Source organism: Paenibacillus sp. FSL R7-0179 (assembly GCF_038002265.1).
Classification (GTDB): Bacteria; Bacillota; Bacilli; order Paenibacillales; family Paenibacillaceae; genus Paenibacillus_AQ.
The window spans coordinates 1,222,945-1,240,362 of sequence record NZ_JBBOCC010000001.1 but is presented as its reverse complement, the minus strand read 5'-3'; the positions used below and the strand labels follow the sequence as shown (position 1 = coordinate 1,240,362).

Sequence of the window (17,418 nt, the reverse complement as noted above, 5' to 3'; positions counted from 1 at the left end):
CGTTACTCCTCTCTGAACCAAACTGTGTTACTTACCAATCTAAAGAATGCGCTTCCTTTATGAACAGGTTTAGTATATTTTTTGTTCGTACATTTGTCAACAATAGATATAAGATATACCTACAAATTTACCGGAAAAACACCCCTATTTTACGCAAATCATTAGATATAGTAGACACCGGAGGATATTAAGCTTATATTCAAGCTATAATATGTACGTACAACTACAATAATTTATCCATTTCAAATAAGAACAACTATGAAAGAAGTGACCCGTGTGCGAACCAAGTACCAGATCATATTCGATGAACTCAAAAGCAATATCCTGTCCGGCACCTACAGTGTAGGCGAACAAATTCCTACGGAGTCGGCGCTGCAGGAGATGTACGGCGTCAGCCGCCAGACCGTGCGGAAGGCCATTCTGGAGCTGTCCAACGAGGGGTTCCTGCGGAGCGAAAAGGGCTCAGGCACCTATGTCAGCCACCAGTTCCGGTCCAAATCCGGGAATGGCGCGGGCAAACGGACCATCGGCGTAATAACCACGTACCTCTCCGATTATATTTTCCCCTCCATTATCCGGGGGATTGAAGGCAGGCTCAACGAGGACAACTATTCCCTGCTTCTCGCCAGCACCAATAATGATGTGGCCCAGGAGAAGAAGGCGCTGGAGATGATGCTGTCCTTCGGGGTAGACGGGCTGATTATTGAGCCAACGAAAAGCAACCTGTACAACCCGAATATCGCCTACTACCTGTCGTTCAAGGAGCAGGATGTCCCGTTCATCATGATTAACGCTTATTATGAGGAGCTGGAGGTGCCGTTCTTCTGTCTGGATGATGTACAGTCCAGCTATCTGGCGACCCGGGAGCTGATCTCGAAGGGGCATACCCAGATCGGGATTATTGCCAAAATGGATGATCTCCAGGGCAAATACCGTATGAAGGGCTATATCAAGGCGCTCGGCGAAGCCAAGCTGCGCTTCCACCCGGAGCAGGTGCTCTCCTTCGATACGGAATCGAAGCAGGCGCTGTCGGCCAATCTGGAGCAATTCCTGACAGATAACAGAGAGGCGCTGACCGCTATCGTCTGCTATAACGATGAAGTGGGGCTGGAAGTGGTCAAGGTGTGCCGCGAGCTTGGGATCTCGATCCCGGAGGATCTGTCGATTATCGGCCAGGACAACTCCTATATCGCCAAGAACGCAGGCATCAAGCTGACGACCTTAACCCACCCGCAGGAGCAGATGGGCCGGGATGCGGCCGAATGGGTCATTAAGAAGCTTCAAGGTAAAAAAGATCTGAAAAGCAGCACCTACTATCTGCCTGAACTGATAGAGGGAGAGACGGTGCGGGTGCTTGCGCCAGCGGAATAGGGTAGTCCGTCCGGAAATAAATACACAGACAAACAGCCCTGACCGCTTCATGATCGTTACAGGCCGTGAAGCGGCAGGGCTGTTCTTAATTCATCCGGCTGAACCGGGGGATAGGCTTAGTCCAGCAGCGTAGAGATGCTTATGCTTTCAATCTTAGCGCCCTTGACATGGAACAGGATATAATCCACATAGTTGCTTGGGGCGAACCGGTAGTCATCCTCTTCCTCAGGTGCCCCGTCTCCGGTCAGCTTGCCTTCGGGATAGGCTTTTTTGAGTGTATCCAGGCTGTCTCCGACCTTGATATTACGGACCGTAGTGTACTTCGGATCAGTAATCTTAATGCTGAAGATGTAGAACTGCTTGCCATCACCCGAATCAATTGTCTTAATCTCAAGGCCCGGGAAGGTATACGTGTTCTCTGTTCTGCCGATCAGGGTATCCATATTCTTACCGTCATCCAAGGAATATGTGTGCGATTTCTTCGCCGTTGCCTTGCCCAGCATACTCTCCAGCTTAGCATCATCCACAATGTCGGAGAGGGCGATGGTGTGATCCTTATGGACAAAAGCCAGCTCCTTCAGAATCACATTTCCTTCCTTCTCAATGGTTCCTTCCTTGATCGCCTCGGAGCTGGCCGCTGTAGCCGCAGGGGTTGGCTCAGCTGTAGCAGCTTCAGTTGCCGCAGGCTCAGCAGCAGGGGTAGCCGAAGCTTCCGGTGCCGGTGTGGACACCGCTTCAGCTGTAGGTTCTGCCGAAGGAGTGGCCGCCGGAGCAGCTGAATTGGACTGGCATCCGGCCAGAAGTGTCATTAACAATACTGCGGACAGCAGCAGCGCTGCCGGTTTTTTAAATGTTCCCATAAGTAATCCCTCCATGAATGTACGCGTTTGGCGCGTTGTTTGTTTGGTATGAGGTTAGTATACGAAAACCATTTATTAGTGTAATAACAGAGTTGTATCATTCTTGTAACGCCTGTTCACAGGAGCGGAAGATGGATGGAGACGGTGGTTCCGGTTCCGAGCTGGCTCTCTATGCTGAGGTGCCCGCCGAACTTCTCGGCGATCTCCTTACAGATGGATAACCCCAGCCCCGTTCCGCCTGCCGCGCTGGCATTCCGTGCCCGGTAGAAGCGTTCCTGGACGCGGGTAAGTTCATCTGCGCTGATTCCGATGCCCTGATCGCTGATCTGCACGACAGCTTCCTGCCCCCGGACCGAAGCTTCAATGCTTACCCGGGTACGGGGACCGGAGTATTTAATGGCATTGTCCAGCACATTAGCGATGGCATGGGACATCAATACCCGGTTGACATAGACGAAGACGGGCAGTCCCTGCCGGATCGTAAGCTCTATCCCCTTACTGTCCGCCTTGGCCCTCAATCCGGCGGCTACCCCTTCGGCCAGCTGTGCCAGGTCTGTCTTCTCGGCATCGATACCATCCTGCCCTGCCTTATCGAAGCGCGACAGCATGAGCAGCTCATTGACCAGCCGGGTCAGGCGGTCCGATTCATTCACCAGATGGAAGTAGATCCGCTGCAGCTCCTCATTCTCGTCCTCACCTTCGTACAAATATTGTGAGAACCCCTTGATCGCAGCGAGCGGCGTCTTCAGCTCATGGGATACGTTCGAGACAAACTGCTTCTGATACTGGATATAGTCACTGAGCTGAATGCCCATCCGGTTCAGGCCCGCAGCCAGCATGCCCAGCTCATCCTTCCTGTTCAGGCGCACCTCCCGGAACTGCTGGTTGGAGAAGCTCTCTGTCGCGCCAAGCAGATATTTGATCGGCTTCGTCGTATTGCGGGCGATGAACAGGCTGGAGAGCGTAATCAGAATAATGAACCCTCCTGCACCGGCGAACAGGATATAGCGGATCTGGTCCATCATTGTATAGAAATAAGAGACATCCTCCACGAACTCGTACACATAGCTGTTCTGATAATATTTGTCTTGAATCGGAACCGCGAAGTACAGCAGGTGATCCTCGGAGACCGTATAGGCATAATTGCCCTTAAGGGCGTTCTGGATATTCCCGGCAAAAACAACGGGGGTCTTGTTATTAATCACAATCCCGTCAACAGCGAGTCCCAGCAGCTTCTGGCTGCTGTCATAGATGCGCACCTCCTTGACGGAGGCTTTTAACGTCTCCAGCGCGCTTCTCGCCACTGCCTCCATCTGCCCGGCATCCACCTCTTGTTCGTGCCTGGAGAGTACCTCCCTGAAGGACATCTCGCCCAGATCCGCCTTCTCCATCATTTGCTTCTCAATCGTTACGAAGCTGAAATAGTCAATTGCCTTATTCACCGAAAGAATGATAACGGCAAAGGACAGCACCGAGAACAGCAAATACATTAGCACCAGCCGGGTCGCGTATTTCAGGCGGAGCCACCTCCCAGCTGATACCCGAATCCATATACGGTACGGATGTATTTCGGATTCTCCGCGTCATCCTCCAGCTTCTTCCGCAGACGCATAATGGTCATATCCACGCTGCGGGTGTCCCCCATGAAATCATAGCCCCAGACGAGCTCCAGCAGCTCATCCCGGGTATAGATTTTGTCCGGGCGTTTCAGCAGCGTCTCCAGAATCCGGAATTCCTTGGCCGTCAGAGCCACCGGAACGCCGCTCTTCTGCACCACCCGGGTCTCCAGATCGAAGGTCAGCTCCTCATGAGTGATCCGGGTATCTTCACCATCTGCGGGCAGACCGCTGTTCTGGGCTCTCCGGAGCACCACCTTAATCCGTGCCAGCAGCTCCCGGTTATCGAACGGCTTGGTCATGTAATCCTCGGCCCCCAGCTCAAGCCCCAGCACCTTATCTATAATCTCATTCTTGGCCGACAGCATAATGACGGGAACCGCCTGCCGTTTGGTGATCTCCTTACACAGGTCATAGCCGGAGCAATCGGGCAGCATCAGATCCAGCACCACCAGATCCGGCTGAAAAGCATCCAGGGCCGTAAGCCCCTCACTTCCGTTCTCTGCCGTCCGCACCTCATAATTCTCTCTGCGGAGCACAAGCTCGATCAGATCTCTAAGGGCCGCTTCGTCATCGATTACGAGAATTTTGTTCATCCGATCCCTCCTCCTATACCTAATATTAACACCGTGGGAGAACGTTAGACTCTCTGTCACCGTTCTAACCCCCGCTTACGACCCATTACGTTCGGTTCTCAGTCCTGTTAGAGCTTGGCAACAAGTGGAAACGGCTTTGCTGTCCTTTTGAAGGACGGTACCGTTTCAGCGAGAAATAGAAGGATAATGTATAGCGTGAAACATATACATTATCCTATTTAAATAAACCTTCGGCAGATGGTTCACCTTATCCCTATTTCAACATACCTTGAATAAACCAACTAGAAAGGGGACAAATCAATGTATCTGCTCTGGGTAATCATCGTAGGGGGACTAATCGGCTGGCTAAGCGGCAATCTGATCGGACGTGATGTTCCGGGAGGCGTACTCGGCAATGTAATCGCCGGGTTCATCGGCTCCTGGCTGGGTTCCGAGCTGCTTGGTCCAAGGGGCCCTGTAGTAGGTGGCTTCCACATTGTTCCGGCCATTATCGGCTCCATCGTTGCGCTATTGATCTTCTTTGCCCTGGCCCGCGGCGGCGCCTTCCGTCGCCGTTAATTCTTCCCGCCGGCCGCTGTAAAGTCAACACAGAGCCCCTCCTGTTCACCCCAGGCAGGGGGCTCTGCCATGTCATCCTTACAGAATCCTTAGAATCTGCCTTTAGAGTAGGGGGAGAGAAAGGATGATATACTATGCAGGATCATATTCTGGAAATACAGGATCTATGTAAAAGCTTCAAGCGCCAGACAGCCGTCAACAACGTATCGTTAACTGTTGCACGCAATTCCGTCTACGGGCTGCTTGGTCCGAACGGTGCAGGCAAATCGACCCTGCTCAAAATGATTACCGGGATGCTGCATCCCGATTCAGGCACGATCCGCTTCCAGGGGCATGAATGGACCCGGCAGGACTTAACCCGGATAGGCGTATTGATTGAAGCACCGCCGCTGTATGAGAATCTGACCGCCAGAGAGAACCTGAAGGTGCGCACACTGGCGCTCGGACTGCCGCAGTCGCGCATTGATGAGGTGCTTGCCGTTGTCGATCTGACCGCAACCGGCAAGAAGCGGGCCGGACAATTCTCCATGGGCATGAAGCAGCGGCTCGGCATCGCTATTGCCCTCTTGAACCAGCCGGAGCTGCTGATTCTGGACGAGCCGACGAACGGGCTGGACCCGATCGGGATTCAGGAGCTGCGGGAGCTGATCCGCTCCTTCCCGGAGCAGGGAATCACCGTCATCCTGTCGAGCCACCTGCTCTCCGAGGTGGAGCAGACCGCCGACCATATCGGCATTATCGCAGGCGGCGTGCTGGGCTATCAGGGAGCGGTCTCCCCGGATCAGGATCTGGAGGCGCTGTTCATGCAGGTCGCCGCAGCCCACCGGAGGGAGGGTGCAGCCCATGCTTAATATCGTTAGGGCGGAACACCTGAAATGGCGGCGTACCTTCATTCCCAAGCTGGTCTGGCTTGCCCCGTCAATTGCGCTTCTGCTCTGTGTGGCGCTTATGGGTGGAATCGATGTCCAGAACGGCTCCTACAACTGGTGGTACACCCTGTTCCTTCCCGGAGCGCTGAGCCTGGTCTGTTCGCTGGCGCTGCAGAAGGATGCGAAGCTGAAATACCGCGGACTGCTGGCCTTACCCTTTACACCGGGTACGCTCTGGACCAGCAAAATCCTTGCCTGCACCGGTTGGCTGCTCACTACTCTAGCTGTATTCCTGATCGGCATTACCGCCGGGGGCCTGCTGTTCGGGCAGACGATTCCACTGATGAGCAGCCTGGCAGGCAGCGCCCTGATCTTCCTTACCTTCCTGTGGCAGATTCCGTTGTGCCTGTTCCTGGCGGCCCGCTTCGGGTTATTCGCAGCGGTCCTGCTGAATATGGCCGGTACTATTGTGGGTGTAGTTCAATTCGACAGGGGCGGCTTATGGGATTACATTCCTTATACGATTACCGCCAGGCTCATGTGTCCGGTGCTGTCCATCCTGCCGAACGGCCTGCCGGTCCCTGCGGACAGCCCGCTGCGCAGCACGGATATGATTCTTCCGGGTACCCTGGTCTCTCTCGGCTGGTTCGCCATTCTGTTCCTGCTGACCACCTTATGGTTCCGTAGACAGGAGGCGAAGTAGCATGAATGCACTTCCCGGTCTGCTCAGAGCCGATCTGCTCAAAATGCGGCGCACCCCGTTTCTCCTGATCCATCTGCTGACCCCGCTGATCGGTGCCGGTCTGTTCATGGCCTATTACTCCATCTCTGCTGCCAGTGAAGCGGGCAAGGTGATGGGGTTCATGCAGGCAGTCGCTTGTGCGTTTCCTACCCTCATCGGGCTGGTCTGTGCGATGGCGGCGGAGCAGGAGGCTAGCACCGGAGGATTCCAGGGAATGCTTGCTCTGCCTGCGGCAAGAAGCACTACCTATACAAGCAAGCTGCTGCTCCTGCTGGGCTTCAGCCTGGGGGCTGTCCTGCTGATCTTCGTCCTCTTCAGCGTGGGCTTTGCCGGAATGCTGGGGCAGGACCGGCACGGCATACTCTTTTATCTCACCGGGTCCGTGATCCTGTTCGCAAGCAATATTCTGCTCTATCTGCTTCATTTCGCGCTCAGCCTGCGCTTCGGCCGGGGCGTCTCTATCGGCATAGGAATCACTGGAAGCCTGCTCGCTGCCCTGATGCTGACCGGTCTTGGCGATATCCTGTGGCCGTATATCCCCTTCGCCTGGGGGGGCCGCTTCCTCTCCCTGCTGGAGTTTCAGCATTCGGGAGGGTTGCCGTCTTTTGCCGACACGGGATTGGCCACCGGCGTATCCATCTGCATAGGAGCAACGATAGCTGCGGGCCTCCTAAGTATGTTATGGTTCTACAAGTGGGAGGGCCGTTCTGCGGATAACTAGCCTACTAATCTGTAAATGAGGGAATCCATAACTATGGCCAAAATACTTGTGGTAGACGACGAACCCGCCATCCTGTCCCTGATAGCCAACGCGCTCAGTACCGACCGCCATCTGGTAACCACCTTCTCGGATTCCACGCTGGTGCGCGGGACTGACCTCGGTGCATATGACCTGATTCTGCTGGATGTGATGATGCCCGGCGTGGATGGCTTTACCCTGTGCCGGGAGATCCGCACGGCGGTGGATTGTCCCATTCTTTTCTTGACGGCGAAGACGCTGGAAAGTGACCTGATGTTCGGACTGGGGCTGGGGGCGGATGACTATATTATGAAGCCTTTCGGCATAGGTGCGCTGCGGGCGCGGATCAACGCTCATCTGCGGCGGGAGAGCCGGGAGAAGCGCAACATTCTGTACATGGACCCTGTGCGCTTCAACCTCTCCGGTAAAGAGCTGTACGCCCGGGAGGACAAGGTGCCGCTGACCAAAAGTGAATATGAAATCTGCGAGTTTCTGGCCCGCCACCGCGGTCAGGTCTTCTCCAAGGAGAATATCTATGAAGGGGTCTTCGGATACGACGGGGAGAGTGACAGCAGTGCCATTACGGAGCATATCAAGAACATCCGCGGCAAGCTGGGCCGGTACGGGCTTGAAGCCATTGAAACCATCTGGGGGATCGGATATAAATGGAAGCTGTAAAACAACGCAAAACCGTGCGGCTGCGCACTTTTTTCCTGCACTACCTGCTACTGTTGAGTCTCGGTACCGTTCTGCTGCTGGGCGTATTGCTTGGCGCATTCACACTGGCGTTCGCCCGGGGAGCGCTGCTGCCTGCCAACTATGACGAGAAGGAGATCGCCCAGTTCAAGCAACAGCTGGCTGCTAGTGGAACAAATGCGGCTCCCCGGGTCCCAGACCGGCTGGAGTACACCGTATTCACCTTAGAAGGGAAGCCGCTGGCCGGCAATCTGAATGCTAAAGAGGCGAAGCAAGCCTGGAAAATTGTCCGGGAGGGGAACAACAGAAGCGCCTACTATTACACCACCGCCGAGCATGGACAGGAGCTGTGGATCTTCCGCTATGTTCTGACACCGCAGTATGCTTCTCCCCTGCTGCGCAGCGCGCTGCCGAATCCCCAGCTCCTGGGGCCCTTGCTCTTCGTGCTCGGGTTCCTGCTGATGGCCGCCCTGCTCGCGGCCCGGTTCGGCCGGAAGCTCTCGGAGCGGATGGCCGGACTGCAGGAAGCGACCGAGAACATCCGGCGCGAGAATCTGGAGTTCACCGTCCAGCCCAGCGGCATCCAGGAGATTGACGAGGTCCTAGGCTCACTGGACCGGATGAAGGATGCCCTGCAGACTTCACTGGAGAATCAGTGGGAGCTGGAACGCTCCCGCAGGGAGCAGATCTCCGCGCTGGCCCACGATATTAAGACGCCGCTGACCATTATCCGGGGCAATGCCGAGCTGCTGCAGGAGATTGTAGAGACGGAGCCGCAGCGTGAATACAGCGGCTATATCCGCCGCAGCGCCGAAGACATCGAAGCCTTCGTGCAGGAGGTCATTGACTTGTCCAGCCTGCAGGCGGGCTCATCCCGCCAGCAGGCGCGGGTCCCGGCGGCAGAGATCATGGCCGAGCTGGAGCTGCAGATGAAGGCCCTGGCTGCGGGCAGGGACCTCAAGACCTCTGTCCGGCAGGAGAAGCTGCCGGAATTCCTGTACATCCACAAGGAGCTGCTGCTGCGGGGAATCATGAACCTGATATTCAATGCGGCCGAGCACACCCCGCCCGGGGGAAGTATCGCTCTACTTGTCCAGGGCGAGGCGGCGGCGGTTCAGTTCACGGTTACCGATACCGGCAGCGGCTTCTCGGCGGCCGACCTCCGGGAGGCGACTAACCAGTTCTACCGGGGCGATCCCAGCCGCAGCTCCGGAGATCATCACGGAATGGGGCTCTACATTGCGCGCTCTGTGGCTGAACAGCACGGAGGCACCCTGAGCCTCAGCAACGCCGCCCCCGGAGGGGGCGGGAAGGTCACGATGCGCATTGCATTGCCCGGGCAGCAGCGCAGTCCGGGGATGGAGTAAATCGAATATCAAGGGATTGCCGGTCCAGCCGCAAGGCTGGGGGCCATCCCCTTTTGAATTTGCGCTTAGGCGGCGTCTATTTCCAGCTTTCTTTTCAGCTCCGGGTAGATCCGGCCATACAGCTTCCGCCGAAGTGCCGAATGGTACAAGGCCAGCACCAGTGTCACTACGATCAGCGCGGCGGGTACGATATACAGCACCGGATGATCCACGAAATAGCCGAACACATCATAACCCCGGTTAATATACCTGCCGTAGATTGCAGCGATGGCAACCACCAGCAGCACCGGCAGGGCGAACAGACCGGACAGGATGTTGACCTTCTTCATCTTTTTGTAGGTGGATTGGAACGCGCTTTCACCCTGGGCTTCTTCGAGCAGCATGACCTGCTTATCGAAGGAGTCGCTTTTGCGCACCGGCATCTTGGATTGTGTAATGTAGTTGTGCAGCACATCGAGTTCGTGGCTGAATTCCATTGTTCTTACTATTGCTCTTCCTGCGTTCATGGATGGTTTCCTCCTGTAGTTTATCAGTATGGGATTAGTTCTATCTCCAATATTGGACTTAAGCTTCGCCCCAGTTCCGCTGATATAAGCGGCGGGAGGGGGTGTGTTCCGTATGCTCTGTGTACAGGCTGGTCGCAGTTATACGCGCAGCCATCTTATCCAGGAAGACCGCCTTCGGCAGCTCCTGGCCGACAATCACCTCGTAGACCTGCTGCAGCTCCGCCAGGGTGAATTGCTCAGGCATTAAGAGCAGCGCGATTCCTGTTCTTTCCGTCTCCTGGCGCAGCCGTTCAATGGCATAGGCAATGATCTTGGCGTGATCAAAAGCGAGTCCGTCATTGGACAAGACGGCATATTGCACCGATCTGGCCGCCGGAGTAGCCGTCACCGTCTGTTCGATCACCGCGGTTAGCGCTTGGCCTGCGGCTTCCAGCCGAAGCTCATAGGTACGGGTGCGGATGCAGCCCGGCTCCAGCAGCTCTTTATGCTCCTGCCGGAGCTGGTAGCTTACTTTGAACCAGGCCGCAGCCTCGGCATCATCTCCGGCCTCTAACTGGATATGGCGGCTGTCGACCAGCGCCATATAGCTGCTGCTGATCACCCACGTACGGGGATCGCGCCCGGGGTCAGAGAAGGTGCGAAGCTGCTCCAGATATACACCGGTGACGCCGGTCTCCTCCTCCAGTTCGCGTGCGGCCGCCTGATCCGTGGTCTCGTCCGGCTGGGCGAAGCCGCCCGGCAGCGCCCACTTGCCCAGGCAAGGGTGCCCGCCTCTGCGGATCAGCAGGAGGCGCAGCTCCTTCGCCCCAGCCTCAGATTCCTGGTCCGCCGCTGTATCTGTAACGGTGAAGATCACCATATCCGCCGCCACGGAAGGCCGCTCATAGTCGCCGGCCCGGTACTGATCCAGGAATTCACGCTCTGTAAGTCCGTTACCATCTCTCAATTCCACTCTCTCCGCCTCCTTCTGTCACTGGCTCAATGCTCCAGCTCTCCGAAATAATTCCCGTACGGCTTGAACGCGGCAAGCACCCGGTCCACCTTGGCCATCCGCTCTTCGAGGGTGCCCCGCAGCGGAATATAGGGAATCCGCCGCTCCTTCAGGTCCCCGATAATCTGCTGGTGGAATACATGCCGCTTCTGGTCCCCGCTGCGGTCCCAGGTATCGTCATACGGAATGTCATCCTCGCACAGGAAGAACAGGTCGTAGCGCTGCGCATTCTCCAGGGCCAGCCGGGTTAGCAGTTCGGGAGCCTTCCCATGGTAATCCAGCGCATACATATACGTGGTGATCGCATTCGTATCGACGAATAAATACCTATTGGCCTCAAGCAGCACCTGCTCCTCCCGCTCCAGATGCCCCACCGCAATCTCGTCAAAAGCCTCCAGCCCAATCCGCCGGTCCACCTGATGGTCCGTCCAGTAATCCCGCCCGTATTCGCTGGCGAAGGACGTGCCGTACTTCCGGGCAAGTGCTTCGGTAATCGTCGACTTACCGGTAGACATCGCCCCTACAAACACGACCTTCGTAATCAAATCGCGGTACACACTCCCGCTTACGTAATCACGGTATTTGTAGGGGTCGGAACGGACCATCGTGGCCGATACCGGCACCTGCACCCTCGCTTCATCCACCCGCCGGTCAATAGCGCCCAGTGCCAGACTCATATGCTCTCCATAGAATTCACTCGAATAAAAATGCGTCACCCGCTCGCCCTTCAGCAGCCCGAGAATATACTGCTCCTCCCGGATCTCATGCTCCCTGTCATCGGAGTATCCGTCAGGGCCATCCCAGGCTTCTATTACCCGGACGGCAGGATAGAGCTTGCGAATCCAGTTGGCCCTAACCTGCAGCGGCACCGGAGAGACGGTCGTCTCATAGATCACCACAATCAGCTCGTCAACCTCCCGCAGCGCCGTCTCGAACATGAACTGATGCCCTTTATGCAGCGGAGCGAACTTCCCGAGTGTTAATCCAAGTGTCTTCATGACAGCGCCTCCTTAGCCCCTTTATTCCAGTTGTAGTAGCCGTAGACTGCATTAATCAGATAGGCGCTCCACATGACAATCATCAGCAGACCCTCCCCGCTGCCTTCCAGCGTCCGGATCACCCAGAGCAGCACGGTGAACATATTCAGCACAATATAGACCAGCCACTGCTCCTTGAAACGCCGTACCATCAGGATCGTTGCCACCACCGATAACACGGTAGTCAGGGCATCGATATAAGGTGAATTCTGCGCGGGAATGAACGATAAGCCAAAGCCCAGCAGCAGTGCCCCCGCCACACAGACTGCTATGGTGAGCAGAATGCCCCTCGACTCCATTTGGCGCATGGACAGCTTGCCGCCCTGCATGTTTCTTTTCCACATATAAAAGCCTACAATATTCATGGGCACAAAGAATAGCAGATTCAGCATAACCTCGCCAAATAATCCGTTGATATAGGCCAGATAAGCATAACCAAAAGTATTATACATCCCGAATCCATAGCTTGCCAGCTTCCCCTTCGCCGTCAGCACTACACATAGTACCCCGGTGATGAAGACCGTGAACCCGAAGAGCGAATCCTTGGAGATCACCGTAAAAACAACCGCAATCAGCGTAAATATCACCAGCCAGGCGAGTTCAAACCCGCTCCAGTTGCCGAGTGCCTTCTTCATGCTCATCCCTCCGATTCCTCTGCATCCCCTCAAAACTGATTACTTATTAACTAATTGATAATTACATTTTGTTAATATCAAGATAACAGATTTTATGGCGGGATGCAAGCATTACATTCCACAATTCTGGAAATGGAGCTTACACTCTCCTTATCGACAGGCTCAATGGCTGTACGCTACAATATGAAGAATCTTTGCACAGCAGAATTCAGAACCGCTAAGGGAGGACAATCATGAAGATCAGACAATTGAAGCTGAGAACCAATCACTTGGAGGATATGAAGACATTTTACAGTGAAGTTCTTCAGATGCCAGTAATTGAAGAGAGCGATACATCGTTTGCGGTGAGTGCGGGCGAGAGCGTAATCTCTTTTGAAAATAATTCCCAGCACGTATTCTATCACTATGCCTTCTATGTAGATGAGCTGCATTTCGGCAGAGTCCTGGATACCATCCAGGCTCATGTCCCCCTATTGCAGGATGAAGAGGGGCAGACCGAATTCTTTTCCGGGCTCTGGCAACGCAAGCAGCTCTATTTCCGGGACCCGCAAGGCAACATTCTGGAAATTCTGCCCTCCGGTGAGAGGTCTGCGCTTGAGAACGGCTGGCTGCGGGTGCAGGAAATTGGGCTGCCAGCCGAACATATAGATGAACTGCGCTTCCAGATACACATGATTAAGGACGAAATGGCAAGAGCCTCAGAGACTATAGCGTTCTATGGCGATTCGTATGGCGTATTTGTGCTCGTCCAGGAAGGCCGGGCCTGGTTCCCTACAGAGGAGGCCGCCATCGCTTCGCCCGTGGAAGTTGTTATAGAGCATGACCAACCGCTGGAAACTTTGCATTACAGTTATACTGGTGCTTGCAGGCGCAGGCTCCATCATCGGCTACAATTCCTCCGAGGCGAAATACAAACTATTCCGCGAGCATAGCAGGCAGTTTGAGGCCGTGAAGTCGGAGATCCTGCTGCTGATGGACAGCTTGGATGAACGGGGCGATATCGGGAATACGTTCATCTATTCCAATAATGGGAATGCCGCTGCCTCCCAGCTCCATGACAGTATGAATACCGGCCTGCAAGACAAGATCCGGCAGATCGCTGCATGGTCCGGGGACAGCCTGGACTTCGTGCGCTACAGCAGGCAGAACGGGAAGCCGCTCCTCCGGTTCGTATTCGGCTGGGAAAGGGAGCATGGCCCCACCTATCATATTGTGTATTGCGCAAGTCAGAGCATGGTTCAGCAGACCTATGCAGCAGAGCCGGTGAAGTATAAGCTGACTCCGCTGGCCGACGGCTGGTATGGAATTAAGATTGAGTAGGGACAAAACCACCCTAACGGGTGAAGAATACTGGCGCCTTCTCTCACCGGCCGCTTGTAAGGAGAACATTGTTGCACATTTTGCAGGATTTCTTTATAAAAGATACTGGCTGAATTACAATGTTGCATGATTTGCACAAATTTCAGTGGTTAGAGCGAGTTCGCGCTGGATTTGTTGTATTTCGTGCAGGATTTCAGCTTAGAGCGCTTCAATAGGGAGGCATTGTTGCATTTTTTGCAGGATTCCTCTATAAATATTACTCGTATTCGGTTTAATAAAAGAAGGGGTGTCCCACGCCATGTATGGCTGAGACACCCCTTTCTTTTGAACAAACAGGTTGCACGCTCTGCTCACACCACATATTCGGCCATAATCTGCTCGATGTGGTACGGAGTGACTCCCTGGTCCACCGAGAACACGGTATCCGCCTCTTGCGGTGACGCGGCCAGATCGCCCCGGGCCTTGGCATGAAGCGTGAACAGATCATACAGATCAGGCTTCTTCAAGGAGGTCATTGCTTTCCCGATAATCACCATCCCCTTCTGGTTCGCCTCCACATTATTCGGATAGAACGGGTCTCTGGTCAGAGACAGGTCAGTCCAGATGACGGTGCGCTCCACCAGATCGAGTATGACAGGAATGGCGAGTTGAGTATCCGCTGTGACATCAATCTTGTTCGATACCGTGGCTGGCTCATAAATTTCACCGGACCCCGGCTTCTTCCGCATCATCCACCCCGCGAAGCACTCTGGCAGATTGCAGTACGGCTGGCCTGTAAAAGAATGGAGGGAAGCCACCACATACCTTCCGCCATACTCAACAATAGAAGGAATATGCAGGTCAATGAACTCACTGGCCCCGTAAGGTGCCGTTACAATATCCCCGCTATGGACTGCACGATATTGTGCCGAGCGCAGATTCGTATAAGAGATATGCTCTATATACTTCCAGTTCTGGTCGTACACCACCGCAGACAGGTCGATATCAACACGGCCTGTAGGGGTACCGTCCATCTTCCCTTCCTTCCACCAGCAGAAGAAACGGACCGTGTTCCCTTCTTCCATCGGAATCCGGCTTCCCCGTACCAGCGTATGCAGCGCTTTGCTGGCCGACCGCTGGGAGAACGGCACCAGATAGTCCTTCAGGCGCTCATCCACATATACCTTTCCCAAAGACGGCTGGGCCGCAAACCGAGCCACCAGCGTCTGCTCGCACAGGTCCACCATATCCCGGCAGTCTTCTTCACTGATCTCCGGCAGGGTGTTCGGGGTAGCCCAGGCTTTGGCGACATTTCCCTTAGGGAAAAACACTCTCAGCTCCGGCAGCTCCCGCTGGTGCGCAAAGTAGTTCTTCACCTGCAGCAGCACCGGGGTGGATACCTGGTCTGCCACTTCTCTGAAGGCCATCACCACGTACTCCGGCTCGCGGGTCATCCGCAGCAGCTTCGCCAAGCGGCGTGCGAATTCGCCCGGGCGCTTCGCCAGCAGGTCCAGTGCCGTCCAGAGCTGCTGGTACTGAAGGGCAAGCTCTACACTTCCGTTATAGGTGGTGAAGGGCTTTTTATTACGCAGCACGGCAAAAGCTTCCTCACAGCGCACATACCGCTGCTTGTATTCCGAAGGGTGCAGGATTTCGCCGAGGCGAATCCAGCGCTCCCGGTACCGCAGCATATCCTCGGTGATTGTCTGGCACCGTTCCAGGAGCCCCAGCAGCAGCCGGCGCTCAAGCCGCTTGAACTTGCGGAAGCGGGTAGGTGCGGCCAGGCTGACATCGCCTTCCGACCAAGCCACCGCCAACCGCAATACATCGGTGGCTGTCTTGAAATAAGGGCTGATCCGGCCCACATCGGCCTTCTCATGCTTAAGCAGCGAAGCGGCTACGAATCCGGCATTCTCCTTGAACGGAATCTCGGGCGGCAGCAGCTCATCCAGCTCTGCTGCGGGTGTATTTGCAATAACGGCATCGATATCCTTCTGATCCTCTGCCGAGATCGAGCCCCTGGCCTCCATCAGCTGGCGGATTAGGGTCCGGAACTCTGTGATGCTCCCCAGGTCAATGACCTTCAGCGTTACCTGCTCCTGAAGCGGTTCTTTCTGTACAGGCTTATCGTATGGCACTTCCCAGGTATAGTAATGGAACATTGCATTGAAATACAGCTCCGCCTCATCCTCCTGCATGACCTGCTCCGGGAAGCCCGGATACATCGGAGCATAATTCACATGTGCCCCAACCATCCGCTTCACATCTGCAATCATTGGATGGTACAGCTGCTCGAAGGCCTCGCGGGACAGCCTCTGGACCGCCCGGAACAAGGCAGGCGACAACGTGTACCCCAGCCCCTGGAGATTGCGGAGGGCTGCGGCCAAGTACCCCTTTGGGAGCTGCTTCGTATCAACAGTGTCAGCGGAATATTTCACCATCATTTTGCCTGCTCTGCGCAGGTAGATTCTATTCATCATCATATTCATAGTACAGTGTCCAGGAGAGCCGTATCCCTACACGGTTTAAGGTTTCCATTGGGTAGAAGGAAGGAATACAATAGCCTGGACGCCTCCTCTCAAGATAAGCATCCTTCAGGAGCGCTGCGGCCCTAATTCATCCAATTTGAGTAGAAGGAAGGACCGCAATAGCCTGAAGATCTCCCGGCGATATTGCAGCCGTTTGATGTTTCCATCTTCGCACACGATCCAGCGGGCCAACAGGGCGAAAGTATTACGACAGAGGGAAATTTTAACTTATGGTATGTCTCGCCTCTTATCGCACCCTGTATTTTAGTTTCTCTTGAGGGTATGTTATCATTCATAGAGTAAGTTAAATTTTAAATGATTAGGAGGGATACCTGATGAAAAAGAGATCGATTCGATATCTGTCTGCCGGAATCGGGTATTCGACTGCTGTTTTCTTTTAGAATTTATGCGGACGGGACAAGTCTGTCTATTTTCTAACAAAAACAGCCCATTTAAAAGGAGACTTACCATCATGAATTTAAATAATAAGGTCGTCCAAAGATATAACCCTGAAAATATAGCAAAACCGGTTGGAAGCTACAGCCATGTGACCAAGATCAGCCGGGATGCTGAAATGTACGTCTTTTCCGGTCAAATCGGAATCGACCAGAACAATAATATCCCCGCAGATTTCAACCAGCAGGTTACGAATACGATGAGCAATATTGTGGACATCCTGTCCTCACAGCAGCTAACCCCGGACCATGTCATCAAAATCAACATCTGGGCCACGGAGGAAATCGATTGGGATCATTTCTATTCCATCTGGAATAATGTATTCGGCCACACGCCTCCCTCCATGACGGTTGCCTATATCCAAGGATTAGGGCTCCCTGAAATCAAAATCGAGCTGGATGTGTGGGCCGCAGGATAGAGGATAGTGTAATTTAAAACATCCAAAACAAGCCCTAGATTATATTCTAGAGGCTTGTTTTGGGGTATCAGAACCATTCCCTGCTTCATTTGCTTTGCTCAAAAGCTTCTTAAAAGTAAAACATGTCTTCAAAC

At 54.4% G+C, this 17,418-nt stretch carries 18 protein-coding genes; 10 read left to right on the top strand and 8 right to left on the bottom strand.

The features are described from left to right. Positions 1–276 precede the first annotated feature (276 nt). Complete coding sequence (locus MKX63_RS05520) at positions 277–1,371, top strand: GntR family transcriptional regulator (RefSeq protein ID WP_341018528.1); 1,095 nt, start codon at positions 277–279, stop codon at positions 1,369–1,371. A 116-nt stretch (positions 1,372–1,487) separates the two neighbouring features. Here MKX63_RS05520 and MKX63_RS05515 read toward each other — a convergent pair whose 3' ends face one another. From MKX63_RS05515 to MKX63_RS05505, 3 genes are all read right to left on the bottom strand, one after another. Beyond that, on the bottom strand, positions 1,488–2,231 hold the full coding sequence (locus tag MKX63_RS05515) for a hypothetical protein (RefSeq protein WP_341015806.1): 744 nt from the start codon (positions 2,229–2,231) through the stop codon (positions 1,488–1,490). Between the two features lie 116 nt (positions 2,232–2,347). After that, positions 2,348–3,721, bottom strand: coding sequence for a sensor histidine kinase (locus MKX63_RS05510; RefSeq protein ID WP_341015805.1), 1,374 nt, complete (start codon positions 3,719–3,721; stop codon positions 2,348–2,350). A gap of 23 nt (positions 3,722–3,744) precedes the next feature. Continuing rightward, positions 3,745–4,443, bottom strand: a complete 699-nt coding sequence (locus MKX63_RS05505) for a response regulator transcription factor (RefSeq protein ID WP_341015804.1) — start codon at positions 4,441–4,443, stop codon at positions 3,745–3,747. Positions 4,444–4,743: 300 nt separating this feature from the next. On the opposite strand from MKX63_RS05505, the gene MKX63_RS05500 reads away from it, so the two are divergent. From MKX63_RS05500 to MKX63_RS05475, 6 genes are all read left to right on the top strand, one after another. Beyond that, the gene (locus MKX63_RS05500) at positions 4,744–5,001 is read left to right on the top strand and encodes a GlsB/YeaQ/YmgE family stress response membrane protein (protein WP_036722871.1); all 258 of its coding nucleotides are present in this window, start codon (positions 4,744–4,746) and stop codon (positions 4,999–5,001) included. A 134-nt stretch (positions 5,002–5,135) separates the two neighbouring features. Further along, entirely contained in the window at positions 5,136–5,852 is a 717-nt protein-coding gene (locus MKX63_RS05495; RefSeq protein WP_341015803.1) for a lantibiotic protection ABC transporter ATP-binding protein, read from the top strand. Next, positions 5,845–6,573, top strand: coding sequence for a lantibiotic immunity ABC transporter MutE/EpiE family permease subunit (locus MKX63_RS05490; RefSeq protein WP_341015802.1), 729 nt, complete (start codon positions 5,845–5,847; stop codon positions 6,571–6,573). Before MKX63_RS05495 ends, MKX63_RS05490 begins: the two co-directional genes overlap by 8 nt. Position 6,574: 1 nt before the next feature. Next, positions 6,575–7,333: a lantibiotic immunity ABC transporter MutG family permease subunit gene (locus MKX63_RS05485; protein WP_341015800.1), complete on the top strand. Its 759-nt coding sequence runs from the start codon at positions 6,575–6,577 to the stop codon at positions 7,331–7,333. A 33-nt stretch (positions 7,334–7,366) separates the two neighbouring features. Further along, positions 7,367–8,029 (top strand): response regulator transcription factor, encoded by a 663-nt coding sequence (locus MKX63_RS05480; RefSeq protein WP_341015799.1) that lies wholly within the window; start codon positions 7,367–7,369, stop codon positions 8,027–8,029. Further along, entirely contained in the window at positions 8,017–9,414 is a 1,398-nt protein-coding gene (locus tag MKX63_RS05475) for a HAMP domain-containing sensor histidine kinase (RefSeq protein ID WP_341015798.1), read from the top strand. Before MKX63_RS05480 ends, MKX63_RS05475 begins: the two co-directional genes overlap by 13 nt. A 65-nt stretch (positions 9,415–9,479) precedes the next feature. On the opposite strand, the gene MKX63_RS05470 is transcribed toward MKX63_RS05475, so the two are convergent. The 4 genes from MKX63_RS05470 to pnuC are packed head-to-tail and all read right to left on the bottom strand — an operon-like array spanning position 9,480 to position 12,583. Continuing rightward, entirely contained in the window at positions 9,480–9,920 is a 441-nt protein-coding gene (locus tag MKX63_RS05470) for a DUF6097 family protein (protein WP_341015796.1), read from the bottom strand. 58 nt (positions 9,921–9,978) lie between these two features. Further along, positions 9,979–10,872: an NUDIX hydrolase gene (locus MKX63_RS05465; RefSeq protein WP_341015794.1), complete on the bottom strand. Its 894-nt coding sequence runs from the start codon at positions 10,870–10,872 to the stop codon at positions 9,979–9,981. A gap of 26 nt (positions 10,873–10,898) precedes the next feature. Continuing rightward, a complete protein-coding gene (locus MKX63_RS05460; protein WP_341015793.1) occupies positions 10,899–11,909 on the bottom strand; it encodes an AAA family ATPase in 1,011 nt (336 codons plus the stop codon). Continuing rightward, on the bottom strand, positions 11,906–12,583 hold the full coding sequence (gene pnuC / locus MKX63_RS05455; protein WP_341015790.1) for a nicotinamide riboside transporter PnuC: 678 nt from the start codon (positions 12,581–12,583) through the stop codon (positions 11,906–11,908). Before pnuC ends, MKX63_RS05460 begins: the two co-directional genes overlap by 4 nt. Before the next feature lie 233 nt (positions 12,584–12,816). Between pnuC and MKX63_RS05450 the strand changes: the two genes are divergently transcribed. Beyond that, positions 12,817–13,515, top strand: a complete 699-nt coding sequence (locus MKX63_RS05450) for a VOC family protein (RefSeq protein ID WP_341015788.1) — start codon at positions 12,817–12,819, stop codon at positions 13,513–13,515. Then, the gene (locus tag MKX63_RS05445) at positions 13,403–13,903 is read left to right on the top strand and encodes a hypothetical protein (protein ID WP_341018688.1); all 501 of its coding nucleotides are present in this window, start codon (positions 13,403–13,405) and stop codon (positions 13,901–13,903) included. Before MKX63_RS05450 ends, MKX63_RS05445 begins: the two co-directional genes overlap by 113 nt. A 350-nt stretch (positions 13,904–14,253) precedes the next feature. On the opposite strand, the gene MKX63_RS05440 is transcribed toward MKX63_RS05445, so the two are convergent. Next, a complete protein-coding gene (locus MKX63_RS05440) occupies positions 14,254–16,365 on the bottom strand; it encodes a TerD family protein (RefSeq protein ID WP_341015786.1) in 2,112 nt (703 codons plus the stop codon). A gap of 517 nt (positions 16,366–16,882) precedes the next feature. Here MKX63_RS05440 and MKX63_RS05435 point away from each other — a divergent pair. Next, positions 16,883–17,284, top strand: coding sequence for a RidA family protein (locus tag MKX63_RS05435; RefSeq protein ID WP_341015784.1), 402 nt, complete (start codon positions 16,883–16,885; stop codon positions 17,282–17,284). The last annotated feature ends 134 nt before the right edge of the window (positions 17,285–17,418 follow it).